Source organism: Kribbella sp. NPDC051770, assembly GCF_040681455.1.
Taxonomy (GTDB): Bacteria; Actinomycetota; Actinomycetes; order Propionibacteriales; family Kribbellaceae; genus Kribbella.
Genome location: NZ_JBFAYT010000002.1, coordinates 957,131 through 983,719 on the forward strand (window position 1 = coordinate 957,131; position 26,589 = coordinate 983,719).

23 protein-coding genes are annotated in these 26,589 nt (G+C 70.0%); 15 read left to right on the forward strand and 8 right to left on the reverse strand.

Annotated features, from left to right (window positions below):
• Positions 1-8: 8 nt before the first annotated feature.
• Together AB0M01_RS11225 and AB0M01_RS11230 are read left to right on the forward strand one after the other, a co-directional pair.
• Positions 9-824 carry an ABC transporter permease gene (locus tag AB0M01_RS11225; RefSeq protein WP_363668015.1) on the forward strand — a complete coding sequence of 272 codons (816 nt, stop codon included), beginning with the start codon at positions 9-11 and terminating at the stop codon, positions 822-824.
• Positions 825-1,041: 217 nt separating this feature from the next.
• Positions 1,042-1,233: a DUF3073 domain-containing protein gene (locus AB0M01_RS11230; protein WP_363668017.1), complete on the forward strand. Its 192-nt coding sequence runs from the start codon at positions 1,042-1,044 to the stop codon at positions 1,231-1,233.
• A 215-nt stretch (positions 1,234-1,448) separates the two neighbouring features.
• On the opposite strand, the gene purM is transcribed toward AB0M01_RS11230, so the two are convergent.
• Both purM and purF read right to left on the reverse strand, forming a co-directional pair.
• Entirely contained in the window at positions 1,449-2,519 is a 1,071-nt protein-coding gene (gene purM / locus AB0M01_RS11235) for a phosphoribosylformylglycinamidine cyclo-ligase (RefSeq protein WP_363668019.1), read from the reverse strand.
• A gap of 113 nt (positions 2,520-2,632) precedes the next feature.
• Positions 2,633-4,195, reverse strand: a complete 1,563-nt coding sequence (purF, locus tag AB0M01_RS11240; RefSeq protein WP_363668020.1) for an amidophosphoribosyltransferase — start codon at positions 4,193-4,195, stop codon at positions 2,633-2,635.
• Between the two features lie 258 nt (positions 4,196-4,453).
• Between purF and AB0M01_RS11245 the strand changes: the two genes are divergently transcribed.
• Positions 4,454-5,437 (forward strand): LuxR C-terminal-related transcriptional regulator, encoded by a 984-nt coding sequence (locus AB0M01_RS11245; protein WP_363668022.1) that lies wholly within the window; start codon positions 4,454-4,456, stop codon positions 5,435-5,437.
• Between the two features lie 258 nt (positions 5,438-5,695).
• Here AB0M01_RS11245 and AB0M01_RS11250 read toward each other — a convergent pair whose 3' ends face one another.
• Positions 5,696-7,783: a beta-galactosidase gene (locus tag AB0M01_RS11250; RefSeq protein WP_363668024.1), complete on the reverse strand. Its 2,088-nt coding sequence runs from the start codon at positions 7,781-7,783 to the stop codon at positions 5,696-5,698.
• Positions 7,784-7,924: 141 nt separating this feature from the next.
• Between AB0M01_RS11250 and AB0M01_RS11255 the strand changes: the two genes are divergently transcribed.
• The 5 genes from AB0M01_RS11255 to AB0M01_RS11275 are packed head-to-tail and all read left to right on the forward strand — an operon-like array spanning position 7,925 to position 14,400.
• The gene (locus AB0M01_RS11255; RefSeq protein WP_363668026.1) at positions 7,925-8,917 is read left to right on the forward strand and encodes a LacI family DNA-binding transcriptional regulator; all 993 of its coding nucleotides are present in this window, start codon (positions 7,925-7,927) and stop codon (positions 8,915-8,917) included.
• Between the two features lie 43 nt (positions 8,918-8,960).
• Positions 8,961-10,640: an ABC transporter substrate-binding protein gene (locus AB0M01_RS11260; RefSeq protein WP_363668028.1), complete on the forward strand. Its 1,680-nt coding sequence runs from the start codon at positions 8,961-8,963 to the stop codon at positions 10,638-10,640.
• Between the two features lies 1 nt (position 10,641).
• On the forward strand, positions 10,642-11,637 hold the full coding sequence (locus tag AB0M01_RS11265) for an ABC transporter permease (protein WP_363668030.1): 996 nt from the start codon (positions 10,642-10,644) through the stop codon (positions 11,635-11,637).
• Positions 11,634-12,518 carry an ABC transporter permease gene (locus tag AB0M01_RS11270; protein ID WP_363668032.1) on the forward strand — a complete coding sequence of 295 codons (885 nt, stop codon included), beginning with the start codon at positions 11,634-11,636 and terminating at the stop codon, positions 12,516-12,518. Before AB0M01_RS11265 ends, AB0M01_RS11270 begins: the two co-directional genes overlap by 4 nt.
• Position 12,519: 1 nt before the next feature.
• Positions 12,520-14,400: an ABC transporter ATP-binding protein gene (locus tag AB0M01_RS11275; RefSeq protein ID WP_363668034.1), complete on the forward strand. Its 1,881-nt coding sequence runs from the start codon at positions 12,520-12,522 to the stop codon at positions 14,398-14,400.
• Here AB0M01_RS11275 and AB0M01_RS11280 read toward each other — a convergent pair.
• The 4 genes from AB0M01_RS11280 to AB0M01_RS11295 are packed head-to-tail and all read right to left on the reverse strand — an operon-like array spanning position 14,319 to position 18,490.
• On the reverse strand, positions 14,319-15,689 hold the full coding sequence (locus tag AB0M01_RS11280) for an NAD(P)(+) transhydrogenase (Re/Si-specific) subunit beta (protein WP_363668035.1): 1,371 nt from the start codon (positions 15,687-15,689) through the stop codon (positions 14,319-14,321). The genes AB0M01_RS11275 and AB0M01_RS11280 overlap by 82 nt on opposite strands.
• Positions 15,686-15,991, reverse strand: a complete 306-nt coding sequence (locus AB0M01_RS11285; protein WP_363668037.1) for an NAD(P) transhydrogenase subunit alpha — start codon at positions 15,989-15,991, stop codon at positions 15,686-15,688. Before AB0M01_RS11285 ends, AB0M01_RS11280 begins: the two co-directional genes overlap by 4 nt.
• Positions 15,991-17,112, reverse strand: a complete 1,122-nt coding sequence (locus AB0M01_RS11290; RefSeq protein WP_363668039.1) for an NAD(P) transhydrogenase subunit alpha — start codon at positions 17,110-17,112, stop codon at positions 15,991-15,993. The genes AB0M01_RS11285 and AB0M01_RS11290 overlap by 1 nt, the downstream gene beginning before the upstream one ends.
• A 49-nt stretch (positions 17,113-17,161) precedes the next feature.
• A complete protein-coding gene (locus AB0M01_RS11295) occupies positions 17,162-18,490 on the reverse strand; it encodes a dipeptidase (RefSeq protein WP_363668041.1) in 1,329 nt (442 codons plus the stop codon).
• Between the two features lie 82 nt (positions 18,491-18,572).
• Here AB0M01_RS11295 and AB0M01_RS11300 point away from each other — a divergent pair, with 82 nt between their 5' ends.
• On the forward strand, positions 18,573-19,520 hold the full coding sequence (locus tag AB0M01_RS11300) for a hypothetical protein (protein WP_363668043.1): 948 nt from the start codon (positions 18,573-18,575) through the stop codon (positions 19,518-19,520).
• A gap of 12 nt (positions 19,521-19,532) precedes the next feature.
• Here the strand turns inward: AB0M01_RS11300 and AB0M01_RS11305 are convergent, their stop codons facing one another.
• On the reverse strand, positions 19,533-20,999 hold the full coding sequence (locus AB0M01_RS11305) for a serine/threonine-protein kinase (protein WP_363668045.1): 1,467 nt from the start codon (positions 20,997-20,999) through the stop codon (positions 19,533-19,535).
• 171 nt (positions 21,000-21,170) lie between these two features.
• Here AB0M01_RS11305 and AB0M01_RS11310 point away from each other — a divergent pair, with 171 nt between their 5' ends.
• From AB0M01_RS11310 to AB0M01_RS11335, 6 genes are read left to right on the forward strand one after another with little or no spacing between them, the layout of a single operon-like run.
• Positions 21,171-22,343 carry a hypothetical protein gene (locus AB0M01_RS11310; protein WP_363668047.1) on the forward strand — a complete coding sequence of 391 codons (1,173 nt, stop codon included), beginning with the start codon at positions 21,171-21,173 and terminating at the stop codon, positions 22,341-22,343.
• A 29-nt stretch (positions 22,344-22,372) separates the two neighbouring features.
• Entirely contained in the window at positions 22,373-23,473 is a 1,101-nt protein-coding gene (locus tag AB0M01_RS11315) for a hypothetical protein (protein WP_363668049.1), read from the forward strand.
• A 56-nt stretch (positions 23,474-23,529) separates the two neighbouring features.
• Positions 23,530-24,264 carry a metallophosphoesterase family protein gene (locus AB0M01_RS11320; protein ID WP_363668051.1) on the forward strand — a complete coding sequence of 245 codons (735 nt, stop codon included), beginning with the start codon at positions 23,530-23,532 and terminating at the stop codon, positions 24,262-24,264.
• Between the two features lie 17 nt (positions 24,265-24,281).
• On the forward strand, positions 24,282-25,412 hold the full coding sequence (locus AB0M01_RS11325; RefSeq protein WP_363668053.1) for a histidine kinase: 1,131 nt from the start codon (positions 24,282-24,284) through the stop codon (positions 25,410-25,412).
• A 9-nt stretch (positions 25,413-25,421) separates the two neighbouring features.
• On the forward strand, positions 25,422-26,168 hold the full coding sequence (locus tag AB0M01_RS11330) for a LytTR family DNA-binding domain-containing protein (protein ID WP_363668055.1): 747 nt from the start codon (positions 25,422-25,424) through the stop codon (positions 26,166-26,168).
• A 1-nt stretch (position 26,169) separates the two neighbouring features.
• Complete coding sequence (locus tag AB0M01_RS11335) at positions 26,170-26,589, forward strand: hypothetical protein (RefSeq protein WP_363668057.1); 420 nt, start codon at positions 26,170-26,172, stop codon at positions 26,587-26,589.

A 26,589-nucleotide genomic window follows, 5' to 3' on the forward strand; every position in this document is an offset into this window, starting at 1 on the left:
CTTCTGACATGACTGTCACCGAAATGACCACCCCGGCCCCGGCGGCCACCGGTAAGCACCGGGCCGAGGCGGTCTCCACCAGCCTGCCGCCCGCGCGCCGCCAGTCGTTCGCCAAGCTGACCGGCATCGAGCTGCGCAAGTCCGTGAACACCCGCAGCGGCCGGGTCCTGATCCTGGCCATCCTGGCCCTCGCCGTCGCGGCGCTGGTCTGGGAGCTCACCCACCTCGGCAACGGGCCGGCCCGCTTCGACGGGTTCCTCGGCGCCGCGTCGACCGGTGTGCTGCTGATCCTGCCGGTGATCGGCGTGATGGCGATGACGAGCGAGTGGACCCAGCGGACCGCGCTGACCACGTTCACGCTGTCGCCGCGCCGGATCCGGGTCCAGCTGGCCAAGTTCGTCTCCGCGGTGCTGCTGAGCGCCGTCGTCCTGACGGTCACGGCGGCGATGGCGCTGGCCGCGACCGCGATCGGCGGCGCGATCAGCGGCAACGGTACGACGTACGCCGGGATGGGTGGCGCGCTGGCCGGTGCCTACCTGAGCACCGCGCTGAACGTCGTGATGGGCGCCGCCTTCGGGGCCGTGATCGCGCAGACCGCGGCGGCCGTGCTGGTCTTCTTCGTCGCCCCGACCGCCTGGGCGCTGGCCGGGCCGGCGCTGTTCAAGGACAACGCGAACTGGCTGGACGTGTTCGGCGCCTTCGGCCGGATCGCGGAGCGTGACCTGCACGGGATGCTGCCCGAGACGCTCACCGCCGTCGCGGTCTGGGTCCTGCTGCCGACCGTGGTCGGACTGTGGTCAAGCTCACGTCGTGAGGTGAAGTAACCAGCGCGACTGAGCGCAAAAGACGCGGTGGGCCTGACCGGTTTGAGGGGACCGGGCAGGCCCACCGGACTGTCATCGGAGGTCTGGGAGCGTCCGAGCAGGGGGCGGTGCGTGTGTCGATCCCCGGCTCCGGGTAACCTAGAACCACGATTACTGACGACTGATCCGTGGACGCCACGCTGCGTACCCGGTTGACTTGTGCGAGGGGGTCGACGCTATGGGGCGCGGCCGTGCAAAGGCCAAGCAGACGAAGGTCGCTCGCGACCTGAAGTACCGCACCTGGGACACCGACCTGGACCAGCTCAAACGAGAGCTGGCCGGCGGGAACGAGGGCGGTACCGGTTCTGCGAACGGTGACTACGACGCAGACGCCGGCGATGACGCCGACGACTACCACCCCCGTCGGTAAAGCGACAGCAGCTCCGTTGACTGGTCCACGCGTCTGAGGCGCCTGGACCAGTCAGCTGTGCTCGACCGACGGAGTTCGTCCACACCAGCACCGCAGGTGATGTCGGCCTGCCGTTTTTCGGTGTGAGCTGTGCTTCTCGAGGTGGCGTTCACCGCACGGTGAACGCCACCTGAGCTGTTCCTGCACCGGGGGCGCTTCAACGACCCCCGACGGAATCAGTTCGCGTAGTCGCCTTGGAGCTCGACGCCGGTGCTGCCGGTGCTGACCTCGCCGCAGACCCAGGCGGGGATGTCACGCTCGGCCAGGACGGCGATCGCGCGGTCCGCGGCGGCCGGGTCCAGGACCGCGACCATGCCGACGCCCATGTTCAGCGTCTTCTCCAGCTCCAACTGCGGGACGTCGCCGAGCTGACCGACCAGGCCGAAGACCGGCGCCGGCGTCCAGGTCGAGCGGTCGATCCGGACCGCGAGCTCGTCCGGGATCACCCGGGCCAGGTTCGCCGCGAACCCGCCGCCAGTGATGTGCGACATCGCGTGCAGCGGGCGGTCGCCGTCGGCGTTCAGCGCCCGGATCAGCTCCAGGCAGTGCTTGGCGTAGACCCGGGTCGGCGTGATCAGAGTGTCACCGAGCGTGCCACCGAGTTCCGGCACCTCGCGGTCGAGGGCCCAGCCGGCCCGGTCGAAGAACACGTGCCGGACCAGGGAGTACCCGTTCGAGTGCAGCCCGGACGACGCCATCGCGACGACCACGTCACCGGCCTCGACCCGCTCGGCGCCGAGCAGCTCGTCGGCCTCGACGACGCCCGTGGAGGCGCCGGCCACGTCGTACTCGTCGGCCTTCAGCAGGCCCGGGTGCTCGGCGGTCTCGCCGCCGACCAGCGCCGTACCGGCCTCGACGCACGCCTCGGCGATGCCCTTCACGATCTGCGCGATCGTCTCCGGGACCACCTTGCCGGTGCAGATGTAGTCGGTCATGAACAGCGGCTCGGCACCGCAGACCACCAGGTCGTCGACGACCATGCCGACCAGGTCGAACCCGATCGTGTCGTGCCGGTCCAGCTTCTGCGCGATCGCGACCTTGGTCCCGACGCCGTCGGTCGACGTGGCCAGCAGCGGCCGCCGGTACGCCGTCAGCGCGGACGCGTCGAACAGCCCGGCGAACCCGCCGAGCCCCCCGACCACCTCGGGCCGGGTCGCCTTGGACACCCATTCCTTCATCAGCTCGACGGCCCGGTCCCCGGCCTCGATGTCGACCCCGGCGGCGGCGTAGCTCGCGCCCTGGCTCACGGTGTTCTCCTTCGTCGGCGGGACGGCGTCCCGGAAGTACGTCGTACGGCAGTCGCCAGCGCCCGGCCGGTCCTCGCGGGAGCGTCGGTCGGGTGCTGGGTCATCGGACTGCCTTACGGGCGGGACAGGGCGTCCGCGGCGCCGGCACCACCGGAAACGGTGGCCAGGCCGTCGGCGTCGGTGCTGACCGGGATCTCCAGCAGGTGCTTGCCGAGGTGCTCCGGCTTCGGCAGCTCGACCGGGTAGACCCCGTCGAAGCAGGCCCGGCAGAGCTTGTCCTTCGGCAGCGTGGTCGCCTCGACCAGCGTGTCCAGGTCGATGTAGCCGAGCGAGTCGGCGCCGAGCGAGCGGCAGATCTCCTCGGTGTTCAGCCCGTTGGCGATCAGCTCGGCCCGGCTGGCGAAGTCGATGCCGTAGAAGCACGGCCACTTCACCGGCGGCGCGGTGATCCGGACGTGGATCTCCTTGGCGCCCGCCTCGCGGAGCATCTTGATCACCGCGCGCTGGGTGTTGCCGCGGACGATGGTGTCGTCGACGACGACCAGCCGCTTGCCCTCGATCACCTCGCGCAGCGGGTTCAGCTTGAGCCGGATGCCGAGCTGGCGGATGGTCTGGCTGGGCTGGATGAAGGTCCGGCCGACGTAGGCGTTCTTGACCAGGCCGGCGCCGTACGGGATCCCGGACTCCTCGGCGTACCCGATCGCCCCCGGTACGCCGGACTCCGGCGTCGCGATCACCAGGTCGGCGTCGGCCGGGTGCTCGCGGGCCAGCCGGCGGCCGATCTCGACGCGGGTCGAGTGGATCCGCTGGCCGGAGATCTGGGTGTCCGGGCGGGCCAGGTAGACGAACTCGAACAGGCAGCCCTTCGGGTCCGGCTCGGCGAACTTGGTCGAGCGCAGCCCGTTCTCGTCGATCGCCACGATCTCGCCCGGGTCGATCTCGCGGACGAAGCTGGCGCCGACGATGTCCAGCGCCGCGGTCTCGCTGGCGACCACCCAGCCGCGCTCGAGCCGGCCGAGCACCAGCGGGCGGATGCCCTGCGGGTCGCGGGCGGCGTACAGGGTGGACTCGTCCATGAAGACGAGGCTGAACGCACCCTTGACCTTCGGCAGGACGCGCGCGGCGGCCTGCTCGATGGTCAGGTCGGGGTACGCCGCCAGCATCGAGGTCAGGATGTCGGTGTCGGAGGACGCGCCGTGCTTGGCGTTCGCCTTCGCGTGCTCGACCTCCAGGTCCAGCCCGAGGTCGAGGTCGTCGCTGCCGTCCAGCGTCGCCGCGAGGTCACCGGTGTTGGTCAGGTTGCCGTTGTGCGCGAGCGCCACCGACCCGGTCGCGGTGGACCGGAAGGTCGGCTGCGCGTTCGCCCAGACGCTCGACCCGGTGGTCGAGTACCGGCAGTGCCCGACGGCGATGTGCCCGCGCAGTGACGCGAGGGTCGCCTCGTCGAAGACCTGGCTGACCAGGCCCATGTCCTTGTAGACCAGGATCTGGCTCCCGTTGCCGACCGCGATCCCGGCCGACTCCTGCCCTCTGTGCTGCAGAGCGTAGAGCCCGAAATAGGAGAGTTTGGCGACCTCTTCCCCAGGAGCCCAGACTCCGAAGACGCCACAGGCGTCCTGCGGACCCAGATCCTGCGGGTCGAGATCATGAGTGAGCCGACCATCGCCACGAGCCACGGCAGCAGTCTACGGGACGGCTGTCACCAGCAAACCGCGCACACGTTCCCTGGGTCGCTCGCCGCCGGAGAGCCGTCCCCTCCGACCGACGTCAACCACGCCGCCGCCCCCACCAGGCCGACCGATACGGCCACCACCAGAAACCTCTTGATCACAGTGAGTCCCCTCCGAAATAATCCAAAACCATCTGCTGAGCGCGCTTAATCGACGCACCCTGTATATGGTCGGTTCCAAACGGGCGTTGGAAGGGTGTGGAAAGTGCTGGAACCGCTGGGTCTGGACGAGGCGACCTCGGCGGTCTACCACGCCCTCCTCCGCGCTCCGGACAGTACGCCGGAGCAGATTGCCGCGCGAGTGAATAAGCCATTGCCCGAGGTTCTCCAGCTAATGGACGAGCTGCGCAAACTCGACCTGCTGGTCCCGACCTGGACCAACCCGGACGTCGAGCACGCCGTCCACCCGCGGGTCGGCCTGGCCGGGCTGGTCGAGCGCCGCCGCAGCGAGCTGAACCGGATGCTCGGCGAGCTGAACGAGGCGTCGTCCAAGGCCGAGGTGATGGCCGAGCAGTACAACGAGCTGCTCACCTCCCGGACCAGCGGCGACGTCGAGGTCCTGAAGGGCCGCGCGAACGCGTCGCGCCGGATCGAGGAGCTTGGCGCGAAGACCCGGGACACCTTCTGGGGCCTGATCCCCGCGCACGTGGACGACATCGTCGCCCCGCCGGAGGAGTCGCCGGACCTGCCGCTGCTGGAGCGCGGGATCAAGATGCGCAGCGTCTACCTGCAGAGCATGACGGTCTCCAAGCTCGGCCTCGAGTACGCCGCGTACATGCACAAGCGCGGTAACGAGGTCCGCGCCACCCCGACCCTGCCGCTGCGGCTGCTGATCATCGACCAGGAGATCGCGATCATGCCGCTGGACCCGGCGGTCGAGAGCGCCGGCGCCGTGATCCACCGCAGCCCCGCCGTACTGGCGGTCGCGCTGGCCCTCTTCGACTCGTACTGGTCGCGGGCCACCGACCTCTTCGCCCCCGAGGACCGCGACAACGAGTCACCACTCACGCCGCACGAGGCCGAGGTCCTGCGTCTGCTGGCCGGCGGCGCCAAGGACGAGCAGGTCGCCCGCCTGCTGGGTATCTCGTTGCGCACCGCCCGCCGGATCACGGCAAACCTCTCCGACCGTCTGGATGCCACTTCCCGTTTCGAACTGGGAGTAGCCGCGGCGAAACGCGGTTGGGTCTAATTCACCGATAGTTTCTCGCGTGAATTGATCGGCTACGTCGGCAGTTCGGTCTGTGCATTTCAGCGGACGCCGTGAGGGCAATTGTTCTGGGTTGACTGGACGCACGTCCAGTGATGCTCGCGGATCGCGGATCGCGCCCACCTGCAGGGCCGGACGCCCCGGCGAGGTCAGACGACCAGGCCGTGGCGTCTTTGTGCCAATGACTTGCGCTCGGCCCGGAAATGGGTCTATCGGGCGGAGTGAGCGCTCCGAGTACCGTTAATGCAATTGGTCTGGACCGGTAATCGGAAGGATTGCGCCGCTCCGCGCGGGCAGCGCGACTTCCGCGCCATTGAACAACGGCGTACTCCGGTGGGAGATGACCAAAGACTGGTCCACCGGACTGACATTCAGCGCGTGGAGCAGGCGCGTCCCGTCGGGAGTGACGGTCGAGGTCAGGACGATGCCGGGAGTCGTGGCGTTGTGAGTGTGACGCGGAGTGGCGCCGAGGGTCGCTAGCAGGGTGGTCCAGAACGGGAGGTGGGCCGGGTAGTCGCAGGTGAGGACGATCGCCCGGCCGCCGCCCGGGCGGACCTCGGTGCCAACCACAGAGCCTGTGGCGACGTCGGTGGCGAAGGGTTGGTGGGTGGAGGTGGGGCTCAACGGCTGGAGAACGCCCACTCGGACCTCAGCCGGGGCGCCGGCCGCGCGAACCGACGGGAAGTAGTGCGGAGTGCCGTTGACCAGCTCGCCGGGGGTCAGCCCCAGGGCGTCGGCGAGGACGGTGCAGGGGGTGCCGTCGTAGGTGCGGGTGGGGAGCGCGCCGGTGAGGAGGAGGCGACCGCCGCCGTGGACGAAGTCGGCGAGGCGTTGCTGGACGTCGGCGGAGAGCCATGGGGTGGAGGCCAGGCAGAGGACGCGCGAGGTGGAGAAGTGGGCCTGGAGGTTGACCGCCGGGAACGAGAAGCCCGCCAGCAGCAGTGCACGGGCGAGGATGTCGCGGGTCCCCATGCCCCGGAAGCGCTCCAGCTCGGCGATCTGAGCGCGGCGGACGTGGTCGCCGGGGTGGCAGTACTCGGTGAGGTAGTGGTCGGGGACGAAGCCGAGCACGACGTCGTCGTACTCCTCGTCGCTGTCGGCGAGCGCGGGGAAGCGGCGGAGCTCGGCGACGACGTCCGCGAGGGCGGAGTACGACGGGTTGAGCTGTCCCTCCGGGCCGACGGGTGCCGTGAAACCGTGGCGTTCGCCGGTGAAGGCGATCCGGTCGTTGCCGTCACCGACCGGTACGTCGAGCGGTGGGTTGTGGCCGCCGGCGAACAGGTAGTAGTTCAGGAGACGATTGCCCTGGGCAACACAGAGCCGGGTCTTCAGTGCGACGGCGGAGGGCGGGACCTGGCGACTCAGGTCCTCGCCGTAGTCGCCCAGGCCGGCTTCGAACTCCAGCGACGTGAGCGGCTGGTCAGCCGAGTGGACCGCGGCCATGAACGCGTTCATGACGTACAGGTCGGCGACGTTCTCGACCGTGAGGTCGCCGAGGTAGTGGTCGGAGCCCGAGGTCATGCCGGGCTGCCCGGCGTAGCTCTCGTACAGCTGGCTGATGCCGATCGGGTACGTCCGGCCGCGGCCCTCGCCGGTGCCGTGCAGGTTGATCAGGAACGGTACGCCGCGCACGCCGTGCGACTCAGCCTCCGCACGCAGGAACCCGAAGTACCGCGCGTACCGCTCGCGCTGGAACACCGACAGCTCGTGATGCAGCCCCAACGCACCAGCCTCAGGAGACCGTACGTCGGCCACCTCGACGCGCGACCCCGCCCAGGCGAGGAAGGAGTCCACGTCGTTGAGATCCGGCGTGTTCGTCACCCACGACAACATCCCGACCTCGTTGTCCAGCTGCACCGCGACGACCGGACCACCGACCGGCGCCAGCTGCCCAGCCAGCAAGGGCATCACTGCGCCGTACCAGCGCCGTACAGCCTCCAGGTAGTCGGCCGACAGGTAGTCGACATCCCGCGTCGGAGCCGGCGTCGAGTCCCACCCGATCGACGCGACACCCGGCGTGTAGACCGAGTACGGCAACCCCTCGTTCTTCAGCTCCGCCATCACGAACGGCCCGGGCCGGGCGATCACCGACAATCCCTTCGAGGCCGCCAGCTCCAGGAACCCGGCCAGATCCCGGTAAGGCGAAGTCCGTCCGTCCAGGTCGAACGACCCGTCCGGCAGCTCGTGCACCAACCACGGGATGTACGTCGCCACCGTGTCGCACCCCGCCGCGACCAGGAGATCCAGCCGCGACGCCCAGTCGTCCCGGGCGAGCCGGAAGTAGTGCACCTCCCCCGACAGCATCAGGGTCGGTTCCCCGTCGATCATCAGACGGCGCCTGCTGAGCTGGACTGTCCTCATCGTGACCTCTCCACCGGGCCGGCGACGCGCCACCTCTTGCCGCGGGTCCGATTCCTCACCTATGGTCGCTGAAACCGGTTACTGCAACGTTACGGCGGGAGGTCGCGGATGGGCAACCAGCGGCTGACGGTGCGCGAGATCGCCGAGCTGGCAGGGGTTTCGATCGCCACCGTGTCCCGGGTGTCGCGCGGGATCGGCCAGGTCAGCCCGGAGATGCGGGCCCGCGTCGAGCAGGTGATCGAGGAGCACGGCTACCGCCCGAGCCAGCTCGGCAAGGCCCTGGCCGAGCGCAAGCACGGCGCGGTCGCGATGGTCTTCCCCGGGTTGTCCGGCCCGTACTTCTCCGAGCTGATCCAGGGCTTCGAGTACGAGGCGATGGAGGCCGGCGCCAGCGTGCACATCGTCGGGACGCACCACCGTGCGGCCGCCGACGACGACGTACTGGCGATCTCCGGCCGGGTCGACGGCATCGCCGTGCACGGCGGCACGATCCAGGACCGCACGTTGCACCGGCTGGCGGCCGAGGTACCGGTCGTCGTACTGGCCGGGCGGCCGCTCGACGGCATCCCCGCCGTCCGGGCCGACAACTCCAGAGTGGCGGAGCTGACCAGGCACCTGCTGCTCGACCACGGGTACCGGCGGCTCGCGTTCGTCGGCAACCCCGACGGCTCTCCCGACGTCACCGAGCGCTGGGAGGCCTTCAAACAAGGGCATCGCGAGGCCAAGGTCGCCGCGCCGAAGAGCCCGCTCAAGGTCGGCATGCAGCAGTCCGACGGCGTGATCGCCGCCGGTGAGCTGCTGACCGGACGCCGACCGCCCGGCGCGATCGTCTGCGCCAACGACGAGACCGCGCTCGGCGTCCTGATCGGCGCCCTCGGCCGCGGCCTCAAGGTCCCCGAGGACGTCGCCATCACCGGCTTCGACGACGTCGCGATGTCCTCGCTGGTCCGACCCGGGCTGACCACGATCCGGCAGCCCGTCCGTGAGCTCGGAGCCGTCACCGCGCGTCTGCTGATCGCCGGCGTCGGCGGTCCGGGCGCGGTGATGGACACCGTCCTCACCACCGAGCTCGTACTGCGGGGCAGCTGCGGCTGCCCGTAGTCCCTCCGCCCAGGAGGCCGCCCCGATCGACAGGAGCAGGCAGATGAACCGCCCGACATTCCTCCGTACGGCGGCAGTCGCCGTCGCGACCACCCTCGCCCTGGTCGGTTGCACCGGCACCAGCGGCACCAACGGCAGCGGCGGCAGCGGGACGGCCGCGAACGGCTTGGTCGACTTCCTCGACTACGGCGACTTCGGCGGCGGCACCGCACCGCAGGCCAACTACAACCCGTACCTCGAGGCCATCCGCCTCGGCGCCGTCGACTACGTCTTCGAGAAGCTGATGGTCTACGACAGCTTCTCCTGTACGCCGAAGCCGTGGCTGGCCACCGCGTTCAAGTGGGACGACCCGAAGACGCTGACCTTCACGCTGCGCGACGGCGTCAAGTGGAACGACGGAAAGCCCTTCTCCAGCAAGGATGTCGGCTTCACCTTCGACCTGCTGAAGAAACACCAGGCGCTCGACGTCAAGGGCATCTGGCGCTACCTGGCCGCGGTCGAGATGCCGGACGCCAAGACGGTCAGGATCAAGTTCAAGGACCCCGGCGCCTCGACGTTCACGCTGCTCACCGAGATCTACATCGTGCCCGAGCACGTCTGGTCGCAGCAGTCCGACCCGGTGAAGTTCGTCAACGCGCAGAACCCGGTCGGCACCGGCCCGATGAAGGTGAAGTCGTTCAACCCCCAGCAGCTCACCATCGAGCGGAACGCCGACTACTGGCAGGCCGACAAGGTCAAGGTGCAGGAGATCCGCTTCCACAAGGCCGACGCCGGCGGCGCGGTCGAGCAGCTGAAGCTGAGCCGAGGCGAGTACGACACCAACGCGATGTTCGTCCCGGACATCAAGAAGGCGTTCGTCGACCGCGCCCCGGACACCAACCACTACTGGTACCCGCCGGGCGGCTCGATCTCGGCGTACATGAATCTGACCGAGGCGCCGTTCAGCGACCTCGCCTTCCGCAAGGCGCTGACCACCGCCTTCGACCGCGACCAGATCATCGCCAAGGCGCAGCTGGGCTACGTGAAGGCCGCGAGCCAGACCGGGCTGGTCGTGCCCGGCCAGGACAAGTGGTTGCCCGAGGGGCTCACCGACCAGGGCCGGATCGGCTTCGACGCCGCGAAGACCGACAGCGCGCTGACCGCGGCCGGTTACCCGAAGGATGCCCAGGGCAAGCGAATGGGCAAGGACGGGAAGCAGGTCAAGTTCACCTTCAAGGTCCCGGGCAGCTACACCGACTGGGTCTCGGCCGCGCAGATCATCGTGCAGAACCTGAAGGCGCTCGGCTTCGACGTCGCGCTGGAGACGCCCAACCCACCGACGTACGAGAGCGACCGCGCGGTCGGCCGGTACGACATGCTGTTCGGCGTCCACGGCGGGTCCTGCAACATGTTCCGCAACTTCTCCGAGCCGCTGGGCAGCGACCAGTCCGCGCCGATCGGCAAGAAGGCCGCGAGCAACTTCGTCCGCTGGAACGACCCGGCGACCGACAAGCTGCTCGACGAGCTCCGGCTGGCCACCGACGAGGCGAAGCAGAAGCAGGCCGTCGCGGGGCTGGCCAAGATCATGACCGACCAGGTCCCGATGATCCCGCTCTGGTACGGCGCCAAGTGGTTCCAGTACCAGACCGACAAGGCGGTCGGCTGGCCCGACGAGAAGAACCCGTACGCCGCCCCCGGCGACAACGTGCTCGTCCTGACCAACCTCAAGCCCGCCGGCAGCTGACATGCGCTACTTCCTGCGTCGCGCCGGCTTCTTCCTGGCCACGCTCTGGGCCGCGATCACCTTGAACTTCCTGATCCCCCGGCTGCAACCGGGCGACCCGGCCGAGGCGATCGTGTCCCGGCTGGGCGGGCAGAGCCAGGCGATCGACCCGGCCCAGGTCGAGGCGGTCCGCAAGATGCTCGGCACCCCGGACGGCAACCTGCTCACCCAGTACGGCGACTACCTCGGCGCCGTCCTGCGCGGCGACTTCGGCATCTCGTACACGTACTTCCCGTACACGGTGACGCACATGATCGCCCAGGGACTGCCCTGGACGCTGATCCTGGTCGGCGTCACCCAGATCGTGTCGTTCGTGGTCGGCACCCTGCTCGGCGCCTGGGCGGCGTACCGGAGGAACAGCCGGGTCGACTCGGTGATCACGCTCGGTTCGACGTTCGTCGGCACGCTGCCGTTCTTCTGGCTCGCGCTGGTGCTGATCTACGTCTTCGCGATCACGCTGAACTGGTTCCCCAGCGGCGGCGGGTACGGCGGCGGCAGCAACCCGAGCTGGACCTGGCTGTTCTTCTCCGACGCCTTCCAGCACAGCGTGCTGCCGGCGGTGTCGCTGCTGATCGTCGGCCCGATCGGCTGGATCATCGGCATGCGCAACAACATGGTCCAGACCCTCGGCGAGGACTACGCCCGGCTGGCCCGGGCCAAGGGCCTGTCCCGGCGGCGGATCGCGCTCACCTACGGCGCCCGGATCGCGGTGCTGCCGAACGTCACCGGGTTCGCGATCGCCCTCGGCGGCATCCTCGGCGGCACCGTGCTGGTGGAGTCGATCTTCAACTACCCCGGGCTCGGCCGGATGATGCTCGAGGCCGTCTCGAACCGCGACTACCCACTGATGCAGGCGCTGTTCCTGTTCATCACGATCGGCGTCCTGATCGCGAACTTCCTCGCCGACCTGCTGTACGGCGTACTGGATCCGCGCGTCCGGCGGGAGGAGGCGGTATGACGCTCGAAGCGCAAGCAGTCGAGGCCTCGCGCGGCTCCCGGGTCCCCGGCTGGCTCGTCATCCTGTGGCGCAACCGCAAGTGCCGGATCGGGCTGCTGATGCTCGCCGCGTTCGTGCTGGTCGCGGTGCTCGCGCCGCTGATCGCGCCGTACGAACCGCGCGCGAACACGTTCACCCCGTCGATCGGCCCGTCCGGCAGCAACTGGCTCGGCACCACCGCGCAAGGCGAGGACGTGTTCAGCCAGCTCGTGTACGGCGCGCGCACGTCGCTGATCGTCGGCCTCGCCGCCGGCACGCTGTCGACGGCGATCGGGCTCGCGGTCGGGCTGACCGCGGGCTACCTGCGCGGCACGGTCGACGAGGTGCTGTCGTTCTTCATCAACTTGGCGCTGGTCGTCCCGGTGCTGCCGCTGATGATCACGCTGGCGGCGTACGCGCCGGTGAAGGGGTTGTGGCTGATCGTGTTCGTGATCAGCATCACCGGCTGGGCGTACGGCGCGCGGCTGAAGCGCTCGCAGATCATCACGCTGCGGACCCGCGACTACATCACCGCGGCGAAGTTCGCGGGCGACTCGACGGCGCGGATCATCGTCCGGGAGATCCTGCCGAACATGACGTCGCTGGTCGTCGTCGGCTTCATGGGCGCCTGCCTGGGCGCGATCGGCGGCGAGGCCGGGCTGGCGTTCCTCGGCCTCGGCGACCCGACCACCACCAGCTGGGGCACGATGCTCAACCAGGCCAACACCGGCGGCGCGATGCTGACCGGCCAGTGGGCCTGGCTGGTCGCGCCCGGACTTGCGTTCGCCGGGCTGATGACCGCGCTGACGCTGATCAACTTCGGGGTCGACGCCCTAAGCAACCCGCACCTGAGGGAGGACTGAGATGGCCCTGCTCGAGGTCCGCGACCTGTCGGTCACCTACAGCCCGCGCGACAGTACGCCGGTCCGCGCGGTCGACGGCGTCTCGTTCGACGTCGCCGACGGCGAGTTCGTCGGGCTGCTCGGCGAGTCCGGCAGCGGAAAGTCGACGCTCGGCAACGCGATCCTGGCGCTGCTCGACAAGCCTGCCGCCGTGAGCGGCGGATCGGTGGTCTTCGACGGTACGACGGTGAGCGGCGCCTCCGAAGAGTCGCTGCGCCCGTTGCGCTGGGCCAAGATCTCGACGGTCTTCCAGAGCAGCATGAACTCGCTGAACCCGGTGATCACGGTCGGCGCCCAGTTCGCCGACACGTTCGCCGCGCACGGGCGCGAAGGCGATGCCCGGCACCTGCTGGAGCTGGTGTCGCTCGACGCCGACGTGCTGCAGCGCTATCCGCACGAGTTGTCGGGCGGGATGAAGCAACGTGTCGCCCTGGCCCTCGCACTCGCCCTGGAACCGCGCTTCGTGCTGCTCGACGAGCCGACCACCGGTCTCGATGTCGTTGTCCAGCGCAACATCCTCGACCGGCTCCGGGAGCTGCAGAAGGAGCTCGGCTTCGCCGTCCTGTTCATCAGCCACGACCTCGGCACAGTGATGGAGATGGCCGACCGGGTCATGGTCATGTACGCCGGCGAGCTCGTCGAGGACCAGCCGGCCGCGGCGATGATGCGGCACCAGTTGCATCCGTACACGCAAGGCCTGCTCGGCTCGTACGCCGATCCGCGCGCTCGCCAGATCTCGGTCGACTTCATCCCCGGTCGCCCACCGAACCTCGCGGAGCCCCAGACCGGCTGCCGCTTCACTCCGCGCTGCCCGGTCGCCGTCGAGTCCTGCGCGACGCAACACCCCGCGCTCCTCCCGGCGGGCGAGGGCACGGCCCGCTGCCTGCTGGTCGAGTCCGGGACCGAGGTCGACGCCCGCCGGGCCCGAACCTTCGTCGCCGAACGCACCAGCGTCGCCGCGGACCCGGTCCTCACTGTTCGCGAAGCGGTGAAGCAGTACAAGAACACCCGAGCCGTCGACAACGTCTCCTTCGACCTCAAACCAGGCCAAGTCACTGCGTTGGTCGGCCAAAGCGGGTCCGGCAAAACCACTCTCGCCCGCCTGGTCACAGGCGTGGAGCGCCCAACGTCAGGCGCCATCACCTTCGCCGCTCCGCGCTCCCGCGCGGAAGCGCGGGGCGGAGCGGGAGAAGAGGCGGTAGACGTCGGCAAGCTCCGGGGCCGGAGGCTTCGGTTCTACCGCTGCCACACCCAGCTCGTCTTCCAAGACCCCTTCGCCGCCCTCAACCCCACCCGCACGGTCGCCTACGCCCTCTCGCGTCCCCTCCGTAACCACCTGAAACTCTCGAAGGCCGAAGCCCGCACGAGAGCCTCCGAGCTTCTGGAAACCGTAGGCCTCTCCCCAGCCGCGCAGTACCTCGACAAACTCCCCCACCAGCTCTCCGGCGGCCAACGCCAACGCGTGGTGATCGCGAGAGCCCTCGCCCCCGAGCCCACCATCCTGGTCGCCGACGAGCCGATCTCGATGCTCGACGTCTCCATCCGGGCCGAGATCCTCGCCCTGCTCGACCGGCTGGTGAAGGACCGGAGCATCGCGATGCTCTACATCACCCACGACCTGCTCAGCGCCCGCCTCCTGGCTGACGACGTACTGGTCCTCAACGAGGGCAAGGTCGTCGAGTCCGGCCGGACCCTGGACGTCATCCAGTACGCCCAGGACCCCTACACCCAACTCCTGCTGGACGCGATCCCCACGCCCGGTCAGACCGTCTTGACCGACGCCAACAGCTTGCCGAGCGACTCCCTCGCGTCGCCGAACAGCAGCGTCGTGCGGGGGTCGTAGAGGAGCTCGTTCTCGATGCCGGCGAAGCCGGGGCGCATCGAGCGCTTCAGGAAGATGACGCGCTGGGCCTCGTCGGCGTTGAGGATCGGCATGCCGTAGATCGGGGCGCTCGGCGTCGTCCGGGCGGCGGGGTTGACGACGTCGTTGGCGCCGACGACCAGGACCACGTCGGCCTGCTTGAAGTCGCCGTTGATCTCGTCCATCTCGCGGAGCTGCTCGTACGGGACCTGGGCCTCGGCGAGCAGGACGTTCATGTGGCCGGGCATCCGGCCCGCGACCGGGTGGATCGCGTAGTCGACCTTGACGCCGCGGCCCTGCAGCTCCTCGACCAGGTCGCGCAGCGTGTGCTGGGCCTGCGCGACGGCCAGGCCGTAGCCGGGGACGATGATCACGCGCTGCGCGTAGCCGAGCAGGATCGCGACGTCCTCGGCGCTGCCGGAGATCACCGGGCGCTCGGACGCCTCGCCGCCGCCGAGCGTCGATCCGCCCTTCACCGCGCCGAAGAGGATGTTGAAGACCGACCGGCCCATCGCGTCGGCCATCAGCTTGGTCAGCAACGTACCGGCGGCACCGACGAGCGTTCCGGCGACGAGCAGCAGCGTGTTGCCGAGCACGTACCCACCGGCCGCGACGGTCAGACCCGTGAACGCGTTCAGCAGCGAGATGACGATCGGTACGTCGGCACCGCCGACCGGCAGCACCAGCATCACGCCGACGGCCAGACCGAGCAGGCACAGCAGCACGCCGACCAGCACGCGCGGCTCGGAGACCAGCCAGACCGACACCGCGATGCCGCCGAGCAGCCCGGCGACGAACAGCACCGGCAGGCCCGGGAAGGTGACCGGGCGGGTGGTCATCAGCTCCTGCAGCTTCGCGAAGGTGACGATCGAGCCGGAGAACGAGATCGCTCCGACCAGGATCGTGAACGCGGTGGCGATCGCGGCGACGGTCTCGCCGTCGTGCACCTCGCCGAGCTCCATCAGCGCGACCAGCGAGGCGGCGCCACCGCCGACGCCGTTGAACAGCGCGACCAGCTGCGGCATGTGCGTCATCTGCACCCGCCGCGATCCGACCACACCGCCGACGGTGCCGATCGCCAGCGCGATCAGGATCGGCACCAGGTTGTCCGGCTTGTACGCCGCGAAGGTGATGATCACGGCGAGCACGGCGCCGGCCGCGCCGAGCGCGTTACCGGTCCGCGCGGTCTTCGGCGAGGACAGCGCCTTCAGCGCGACGATGAAGCAGACGGCCGCGACCAGGTAGCCGATCTGGGCCCAGGTGGGGATCACTTGTGCAGCTCCTTCTTGCGCCCGGCCGGACCGCGGAACATCTCCAGCATCCGGTCGGTGACCACGAACCCGCCGACCATGTTGACGGTGGCCAGCACGACGGCCAGCAGCCCGACGATCACCACCGGCACCGACTCGGCCTGCCCGGTGACGATGATCGCGCCGACCAGGATGACGCCGTGGATCGCGTTCGCACCGGACATCAGCGGCGTGTGCAGCGTCGCCGACACCTTGCTGATCACCTCGACCCCGACGAACGCCGCGAGCACGAAGATCGTCAGCAACGCAATGGACTCGGTCATCAGCCCTGTCCTTCCAGGAGCTCGCGGGTCGGCTCGTGCAGCACTTCGCCGTCGTGGGTGACGCAGCAGCCGGCCACGATCTCGTCGCTGAAGTCCGGGTCGAAGGCGGCGTTGCGGGTCATCAGCGTGATCAGGTTGGCCACGTTCTGCCCGTACAGGCGGCTGGCCGGGCCGGCCATCTGGCTGGGCACGTTCGAGCCGCCCCAGACCAGCGCGTTGCCGATGGTCAGTTCGGTGCCGGCCACCGAGCCCTCGACGTTGCCGCCCTGCTCGGAGGCCAGGTCGACGACGACCGAGCCGGGTTTCATCTGCTCGACCATCTCGCGGGTGACCAGCATCGGCGCGGTCCGGCCCGGTACGGCGGCCGTCGTGATCAGCGCGTCCGCGCCGGCCACGTACGGCGCCAGCAGCTCGCGCTGCAGCTGGGCGCGCTCCTCGGTCATCTCGCGGGCGTACCCGCCCGGGCCGTCCAGGGTGCCGAGCTCGAGCTCGATCGGCTGGGCGCCCATCGAGGCGATCTCCTCGGCCGCGGCGGTCCGGACGTCGTACGCCTTGACCACCGCACCGAGGCGCTTCGCGGTCGCGATCGCCTGCAGGCCGGCGACGCCGGCGCCCAGGACGAGCACCTGGGCCGGCGGCACCGTCCCGGCGGCGGTCATGTTCAGCGGGAAGAACCGGGGCAGCCGCTCGGCCGCGACGATCGCGGCCCGGTACCCGGCGACCAGCGCCTGCGAGGACAGCGCGTCCATCGCCTGCGCCCGGGAGATCCGCGGCACCAGTTCCATCGCGAACGCGGTCAGCTTGGCCCGGGTCGCGGCCCGGACCACGTCCGGCGGGTTGGTCGGCAGGAACGACATCAGCGCCGTCCCGGCGTGCAGCCGCTGCAGGCGTTCGCGCTCCAGCGGCTGGACCGAGGCCACCACCGTCGCGGCGTGGTCGGCTCCCCAGGCGACCTCCGCACCGGCCTCGCGGTAGGCGTCGTCGGAGAACAGCGCCCGCTCGCCGGCCGCGGGTTCGACCGCGACCTGGTACCCGAGCTGGACGAGCTTGACGACTTGTTCGGGCACCAGCGCCACCCGGCGCTCGGCCGGACGGGTCTCTCGCACGACTGCGATCTTCACTCGCCGAAACCTATGCCAAACTCTGGGTCGCCGGAAAGCCCGGTCCTACCTACGAGGCCAAGTTCTGAAGAAGTGTTGCCTCAGCGAGACACACCTTCGCGAACTCCTCGAGGTGCAGACCCTCGTCGATGCCGTGGGCCCGGGTGTCCGGATCCTCAACCCCGGTGACCAGAACGGCCGCGTTGGGGAAGGTCTGCTGGAACTCCGCGATGAACGGGATCGAGCCGCCCATGCCGGTGTCGACGGGCTCGACTCCCCACGCCGTGGCGAACGCCGAGCGGGCCGCGTCGTACGCCGCACCGCGGGCGTTGATCGAGCAGGGCTGGCCGATGTCGCCGTCGGTCACCGTCACCTGCGCACCCCACGGCGCGTTCTGCTCCAGATGGTTGCGCAGGGCCTGCATCGCCTTGTTCGCGTCGTCACCGGGAGCGACCCGCAGGCTGACCTTGGCCCGTGCGACCGGGACGAGGGTGTTGCTGGCGTCGGCGACCCGCGGCGCGTCGATGGCCAGGACGGCGATCGCCGGCCGGGTCCACAGCCGGTCGACCAGCGTGCCGGAGCCGATCAGCTTCACCTGGTCGAGCACGCTGGACTCGGCGCGGAACCGGTCCTCCGGGTACTCCAGGTCGGCCGCGCGGCTCGCGTGCAGCCCGTCGACGGCGACGTCGCCGTTGTCGTCGTGCAGCGTCGACAGCAGCCGGCAGAGCGCGGTCAGCGCGTCCGGGACAGCGCCACCGAACAGACCCGAGTGGACGGCGTGGTTCAGCGTCCGGACCTCGACGTAGCAGTCGACCAGGCCGCGCAGCGAGACCGTCAACGCCGGCTGGCCGATCGCCCAGTTGCCGGAGTCGGCGATCACGATCGCGTCCGAGGTGAGCTCGTCGGCGTACTCGTCGAGCAGCTGTAGCAGGGTCGGCGAGCCGATCTCCTCCTCGCCCTCGACGAAGACCGTCACACCGACCGGCAGATCGTTGCCAAAGGCCCGTACGGCGGCCAGGTGCGCGGCGATGCCGGCCTTGTCGTCGGCCGCGCCGCGCGCGTACAGCCGGTCGCCGCGCTCGGTCGGCTCGAACGGCTCCGAGGTCCACTCCTCGACGTTGCCGGTCGGCTGGACGTCGTGGTGCGCGTACAGCAGCACGGTCGGCTTGCCCTCCGGCGCCGGCTTCTTGGCGATCACCGCGGGCGCACCCTCGCCGGCGCGGACGATCTTCACCTCGAAACCCTCGGCCTCGAAGAGCGCGGCAGTCGCCTCGGCGGACCGCTGGACGTCGGCCGCACGGGCCGGGTCCGCGCTGACCGAGGGAATCCGGATGAGGTCCTCGAGGTCGGCACGGACGGAGGGCAGAACGCGGTCGATCGCCGCGGGCAGGTCGGTCATGCGCCCTACGGTACTGCGGGTCACATTTTCACGGGCTACTGTCTGTGGATCGAAGGTTATCGCCCAACCCGAGAGGATCACCATGGCCCGCCCCGTCGCCATTCTGGCCGCCGTGTTCACCACCGCGGCCGCCCTGACCGCCGTCGAGGCACCGACGATCGCGACCGCCGCGATCAGCTGCGACACCGCCACCACCGGCGGCAGCACCTTCTACGACGGACCGTCGGCGTCGAAGAAGTACGACGCCCGGTTCAGCAACAGCCTCGGCATCCCCAACCTCAGCACGCACACGCCTCAAGGCGCCGGCACTTGGTACAACTGGGACGGCGCCGGCAAGAACCTGCTGCTGGTCGCGTCGTACCGGTCCGGCGCCGACTCGCAGATCTACGGCATCGACCCGGCGACCGGGTCGACCGTCGGCGTGGTCGCGATCGCCGAGTCGCACGTCGGCGGCATCACCACCAGCAAGGGCTGGGCGTTCGTCTCCGGCGCCGGCAGCTCGATCCGCAAGTACCGGCTGACCGAGCTGCGCACCGCGATGAAGGCCGCCGGTACGCCGTACCTGACACAGGTCGGCACCGCCCGGGACGTCGCCGGGGCGTCGTTCCTGAGCAGCTACGGCGACTCGCTGTTCTCCGGCAGCTTCAACGAGACCGGCCGCGGCACGATGTACGAGTACAAGATCGCCGACGACGGCACGCTGACCACCGTCGCGGGCGCCTGGGAGGTCCCGACCAAGACCCAGGGCCTGATGATCACCGCCAACCACTTCGTCTACAGCACGTCGTACGGGCGTGGGAACCGCAGCAACCTGTACGTCGTCAAGCGGGGCAACAAGGACCTCGACGCGGCCCCGCTGAGCTGCTTCCGCGCGCCGAGCATGACCGAGGGCGTCACCGAGTACAACGGCACGGCGTACCTGGTCTACGAGTCGGGCAGCCACCTCTACAGCGGCGACTCGGCCACCCTCAACGTCATCCCGAGGATGCACAAGGCGACGGTCTCGTCGCTGACCTCGCTGGTCAGCTAGGGCACGCCCTAACTAGGAACCGTTGTAGGTCACGGAGTTCAGTACGTCGGTCAGCTGCTGCGGGTCGTCCCCACGGACCTGGATCCGCAGCAGCTGGTTGTCGCCGGGGAGCTTGCGGTACTGCTCGTAGACGTCGGCGCCGGAGTCGCACGCGTAGCGGAACGTCACCCGCGGCTGCTCGGCGGTCGGTGTGTCCGAGCCGGTCTGCTTGCACCCGCTGGGCGGCGTACCGGTCGTCGGCAGCGCGTTCTGGGCGAGCACCCCGATGAACACGCCTTCGGTGTTCGGGTCGGTCTGCCAGTTTGCTGTGTTCTCGCTGACCAGCAACGCCAGCGGGCTCTTCTGCGCCGACTTCTCGTCCCAGCTGCGCGGTACCTCGACCGACACCGGGTTCTCCGCGACGTCGACCGGCCGGCTCATCACCAGCTCGTAGCCCGCGTACCCGCCGCCTCCGGCCAGCACGATCGCCAGCAGGGCAGCGATCCAGCCCGCCCGCCGGTTCCTGCGTGGCGCGGCCGGGGTCGCGACCGTCGCCTCGGCGTCCGGGCCGCCCTCGGTCTTCGCGTCGGCCGGGGCCGCCGCCAGCTGGGTCTCCTGGTCGAGACCACCCGGTCCCGCCGGGACCGGCAGCTCGTCGGCCGGGACGAGCCCGGCCGGGATCCTGCCGGTCCGGTGCGCCTCGTCCAGCGCGTTCAGGAAGCTGTCCAGATCGGGCCAGCGCTTCTCGCGGTCGGGCTCCAGCGCCCGCCGTACGACGGCGTCGATCGCGTCCGGGACGTCCTCGCGCAGCGTGCTCATCGACGGCGGCGGCGCGTCGATCCGCATCACCGCGCCGAGGCTGATCACCCCGTGCGGCGCCTGGCCGGTGAAGGCGGCGTACGCGACCGCGCCCAGCGAGTACAGGTCGGCGCGGTGGTCGAGCCGGTCGCCCATCACCTGCTCCGGCGCGACGTAGGCCGGCGTACCGCCCGGCATCGTCAACTGGGACACGGTCTCCAGCGACTTGCCCAGACCGAGGTCGCCGAGCATCGCGCGGTCGCCGGACGGGTCGCTGCGGAACAGCACGTTCGCGGGCTTCACGTCGCGGTGCAGAACACCCCGCGCGTGCAGCTGCTTGAGGCCGCTGCCGACCTGCGTCACCACGTCGACCACGCCGGCGACCGGCAGCGGGCCGGCCTTGATCCGGTCGGCCAGCGAACCGCCGTCGGCGTAGGTCAGGACCAGGTACGGGCGGCCGTCGTCGGTCTCGCCGACGTCGTGCACACCGACCACGTGCGGGGAGTCGACCCGGCGCAGGAACCGGCCCTCGGCCAGAAAACGGCGCCGGACGTCGTCCTCGTCGATCCAGTTGTCGGACAGGATCTTGACCGCGACCTCGGCGTCCAGCTGCTCGTCCCGGGCCAGCCAGACCGTGGCGAAACCACCGGCACCCACCCGGCGGACCAGGGAGTACCGGCCGATCCGGGGTGGCTGGTCCATGCCCGCATTATGCTCGATCCCTCCTGCGACCGCGTCGCCGGAGCGAACAAAACACTCAGTTGTGACGTCACACCGGGGATCGACCACCCCGGTCGGCCGCCCCGCCCGGCCGTCCGGTGCGAGATGCAGCACACTGCTGAGATCCACGACTGTTTGTGAAGGAGCCTGCTCATGAGGCAGCTGAACGCCCGGCTGACCGTCGTGGTCGCAGCCGTCGCGGTCGCCGCGGTGGCCGGTGGTGGGGTGTTCGCGTACCGGCAGGGCCCGCAGACGAGCACCGCCGGAGCGAGTCCACTTGGTGGACAACCGACCACTCCGACCCCGACGCCGAAGCCTTCGGGGACGCCGACGAAGACACCGAGCGCGACACCGACGAAGCCGAGCGTGAGCAAGCCGGGGGTCACCGGACCCAAGACGATCGCGATCAGCCTGGCCAAACTGTCGGAAGGCCGCGCTCCGCAGTTGATCCACTCACTGGGCCGCAAGATCAGTGGAGGTGCCGACCAGGCCTTCACGGCGCCCGGCAAGGACCGGATCATCGCGGCGGCCCAGTCCCAGGAGACGACGTACGTGCTGGAGGCCAGGGAGCCCGACCTGGTCCTGGTTCGCACCAGCAACAGCGGCGAGAGCAGCGAGGTCTCCGACGTGACGAGCCTGGTCGGCGCGATCGACGGGAGTTACGCGGCGTTCGCCAGCCAGAAGCAGAAGTCGACCGGCGAACAGCTCGCCGGCAGCACGGTGTACGCCGAGGCCGGCAGTTACCAGCGCGACAAACTCACCTTGCCGGAGTCCTGGAACATCCAGGTGATCGCCGTCGCCGGTGGCAAGGTGTTCTATGCGGCCACCCCGACGGAGTCCGGTGTGCCCAAGCTCTACAGCTGGGTGCCCGGCCGGTCCTCGGCCACGGCCGTGAAGGGCATCACCTCGCCGACCGCGGTGTCCTCCGACGGTGAACTGGTGGCCTGGGCCGAGACCATCGGCGGCGCGGGCAGCTGTTCGAACGTCACCGAGCTCGCCACCGGAAAGAAGCTCTGGCGCACTTGCGAGTACATGGTGGCGGGGTTCACCCCGGACAAGTCGGCCGTGATCGCCACGCCGGCGTACGGAGACGGCTACGCACCGCAGAGCTCGTGGTTGCTGGACGGCAGGAATGGCAACTTGCTGCGCGAGTGGACCGGCCTGTCCTTCCGCCACGTCCGCGCCGAGGACGACCAGCACCTGCTGATGGAGGTCGACGACGGGCCCGACACCAAGGGCGCGATCATCCGCTGCGCCATCACCACCGGCGAGTGCGAGCGGGCCACGCCGATCACCCCCGGCGACCAGTTCGGGCTCGGTAGCTGATGCCCGGCGGCGGCAACACGCGACTGGTCGTGCTCGTCACGACCGTTGCCGTGGCCGCCGTCGCGATCGGCGGCGTGGTCGCGACCCGGCAAGGCCCGGACACCGAGGACGATCCCGGGACGGCTTCGCCATTGGCGGTTCGAACCGGATCGGCGTCGACCGGTCCGACCGCCGAGCCGACGTACAGCGGGCCGGTGAAGATCAAGGTGCCGTTGGCGCAGCTGAAGGCGGCCCGCGAACCGCAGGTGCCGTACAGCGTCGGGCGCGAGATCCGTGGTGGCGCGGGCGGGCCGGTGCGGGTCCCGGGGAGCGCGTCGGTGCTGGAGTTCACCCGGATGGGTGAAGAGGCGTTCGCGGTGATGTCGACGGACCAGAGCACCAGCGTGCTGCTGAAGCTGAAGATCGACGGCACCCGGGAGCAGGTGCCGGACGTGATCACCGTCCGGGGGACCGACGACCAGTCGGCGGTCGCTTACTCGACCCAGCCGCGGGGCAAGGACGAGCTGAACGCGGCCGGCTCGACGGTCTACTCCGAGGACTCCAGTGGCAAGGTCGACAAGCTCGTCGTCCGCGATCTGTGGAGCGTCCGGGTGCTCGCCTACGTCAACGGGCTCGTGTACTACCGGGCCAGCCCGACCGACGAAGCGGTGAGCTGGAAGCTGTACGCCTGGAAGCCCGGGGAGCCCACCGCCAAGGTGGTCCCGACGCCCGGCTCGGCGACCGCGATCAGCCGCGACGGCAAGCTGGTCGCGCTGCGGACGGCGCCCGGCGAGCACCGCGCCTGCTCGACCGTGAACGAGCTGGCCACCGGCCGCAGCCTGTGGCGGACCTGCGAATTCGAGGTCCAGAGCTTCACCCCCGACGGCCGGACCGCGATCGCCACACCGCCGTACGACGACGGCTGGGCAGCGGCGTCCGCAACCGCGCTCGACGCCAGGGACGGGACGCTGCTGCGCCAGTGGACCGGAGCGTTCTTCGTCAGCAGCGTCGCCGAGGACGACCAGCACGTGCTGCTGCTGATCGACGACCGCGAGTCGATGCCGCGCGGTGTGCTGCGCTGCAACATCGTCAACGGCGGTTGCGAGAACGCGATCCCGCTGGGCCCGATCCGGATCGGGCTGGGCAACTAGTCTGCCGTCAGCAGAGTTGCGGCTGTACGGCGTACTGCGGGGCCAGACTGGTCGGCATGGAACGCATCGCGGTGCTTGCTGACATCCACGGGGTGCTCCCCGCGCTGGAGGCCGTGCTGGCCGAGCCGGACGTGCTCAGCGCCGACGCCGTCGTGCTGGCTGGTGACCTGGCGTCCGGGCCGCAGCCGGTGGAGACGCTGGATCTCCTGCTGTCGTTGGGATCTCGGGCGGTCTGGGTGCGCGGCAACGCCGACCGGGAGCTGGTGGCGATGGCAGGCGGTGAGCAGCTCGACCCGCCGGACCAGGTGAGCCCGTGGGCCGCTGCACAGCTCCGACCCGACCAGGTTGAGCTGCTGGCCACGCTGCCGACCAGTGTGACGATCGGCGATGCCTTGTTCTGCCACGCGACTCCCCGGGACGACGAGGAGATGGTGCTGGTCGACAGCCCGCTGACCCGCTGGGCCTCGGTCCTCAGCGGCGTACCGGAGGAGGTCCGCACGGTCGTCTGCGGCCACACCCACATGCCGTTCGCCCGGCAGGTCGACCGGCGGCTCGTGGTGAACGCCGGCAGCGTCGGCATGCCGTACGGCGCACCGCTGCCGAGCTGGGCGCTGCTGACCGGCCCTGACGTCCAGCTGCGCCGCACCACCCTCGACCTGGCCGCTCTGGCCGACCGCGTGACGGCCGAGTCCAGCTACCCCGACGCAGCGGCCTGGGCCGACGAGTACCTGCGCACCAACTACTCCGACACCGAGGCCCTGGCCGCGTTCTCACCCCGCGCGAAGGACTGACCGGCTACCGTCAGGACATGTTCGCGCGGCGGCGGAAGCATTTCGGGACTCCGGCTGACAAGGCGACGTATGCGACGCTGCATACCGCCTCGCTGGCCTCGCCGCACCTGCGCGAGGGGCTGACGCCGGTCGCGGCCGGGCGGGCCAGCAAGCACCTGCGCGACCTGCTCGGGACAGCGGCGATCGCGATCTGCGACTCCTCCGGCGTACTGGCCTGGGACGGGGTCGGCGGGCCATACGAGAGCAACCATCGGGTCGACGCGAAGGCGATCGCGGCGATGACCCTGCGCAGCGGGCGGACCGCCGTCCTGGGGGCGCACGACGTGGCGTGCTCGGACCCGCAGTGCCCGCTGCGGACGGCGGTGGTCGCGCCGATCGTCACCGAGGACCGGGTGGTCGCCGTACTGGTCGCGTACAGCCCGCGGTCGTCGGCCGCGCTGGTGCGGGCGACCGAGGAGGTCGCGCGCTGGGTGTCGGGCCAGGTCGAGCTGGCCGAGCTCAACAAGGAGCGGACGCGGGCGATGGAGGCCGAGCTGCGGGCGCTGCGGGCGCAGATCAGCCCGCACTTCATCTACAACGCGCTGGCGGCGATCGCGTCGTTCGTGCGGACCGACCCGGAGCGGGCGCGCGAGCTGCTGCTCGAGTTCGCGGACTTCTCGCGGTACGCGCTGCGCCGCGGTGGCGAGTTCACGACGCTGTCGGACGAGCTGCGCAACGTCGAGCGGTACCTCGTCCTGGAGCAGGCCCGCTTCGGTGAGCGGCTCACGGTGTCGCTGCTGATCGCGCCCGAGGTGCTGTCGGTGGCGATCCCGTTCCTGGTCGTGCAGCCGCTGGTCGAGAACGCCGTCCGGCACGGCCTGGAGGGCACGACCGGGGTCGGGCAGATCACCATCCGGGCGATGGACCGCGGCTCGGAGGCGGAGATCAGCGTCGAGGACGACGGCTCCGGCAGCGAGCCCGAGGTGATCCGGGCCGCCCTGTCCGGCCAGTCCGGCAGCGACTCGATCGGTCTCGGCAACGTCGACGCCCGGCTGCGGCAGGTGTACGGCGACGCCTACGGCCTGGTCGTCGAGACCGCCGTCGACGCCGGGACCAAGGTCAGCTTCCGGGTGCCCAAATACTCCTCAGGAGTGCACGCGTCCGCTTAGTGTGTGGCTATGGCCGACACTCCCCTGCGTGCGCTGGTCGCCGACGACGAGGAGCCGGCGCTGGCCGAGCTGGTCTACCTGCTGCAGCGCGACGAGCGGATCGGGCCGATCCGCACCGCGTCGAACGGGCCCGAGGCCCTCAAACTGCTGCAGGGTGCCGACATCGACGTGGTGTTCTGCGACATCAAGATGCCGGGCCTGGACGGGATCGACCTGGCCCGCGTCCTGTCGAAGTTCGCCAAGCCGCCGCGGATCGTCTTCGTCACGGCGTACGACGAGCACGCCGTGGACGCCTTCGACCTGGACGCCACCGACTACGTGATGAAGCCGGTCCGGGCCGAGCGGCTGGCCGAGGCGATCCGGCGGGTGGTCAGCGCCGGCGCACCGACGGTCGTGCAGTCGCCGGAGGAGACCGACGACGAGACGATCCCGGTCGAGCTCGCCGGGGTCACCCGCTTCGTGCAGCGCTCCACGGTCCGGTACGTCGAGGCGCAGGGCGACTACGCGCGGCTGCACACCGGGCAGAACTCGCATCTCGTCCGGGTCCCGCTGAGCACGCTCGAGGAGCGCTGGCGCGACGCCGGGTTCACGCGGATCCACCGCAGCACACTGGTCGCGCTGGCGCACGTCGACGAGATGCGCGTCGACGGCGGGCGGTGCGCCGTACGGGTCGGTGACGACTGGCTGCCGGTGAGCCGGCGGCACACCCGGGAGCTCCGCGACCTGCTGGTCCGCTCGACGTCGCTGCGCGGGTGAGATGAACACGCCGGACGAGTCCCCGGACGGACCGCGCCGCGGCTCCGCCGAGGTCGCGCCCCGGCGGGTGCGCGTGACCAGTCCGCGCGCGAGCGCTGCCCGGCGGACGACCGGACACACCGGGACGCGGGAGATCGACGAACAGACCCGCGTCGGCGAGGTCTACATGCAATCGCTCATCCAGTCGCAGCTGCGGCTCGCCCTGCTGGTGATCGCCGGGACGGCGGTCGTCCTCGGCAGCCTCCCGCTGCTGTTCTTCCTCGTCCCCGCGACCCGCACCCTCGGCGTCTTCGGCATCCCGCTGCCCTGGCTGCTGCTCGGCGTCGTCGTCTACCCGGTCGTCTACGTCGCCGCCCGGATCTACGTCCGCAACGCCGAACGGATCGAGGCCGAGTTCACCGAGTTCGTCGGGCGGCAGTAG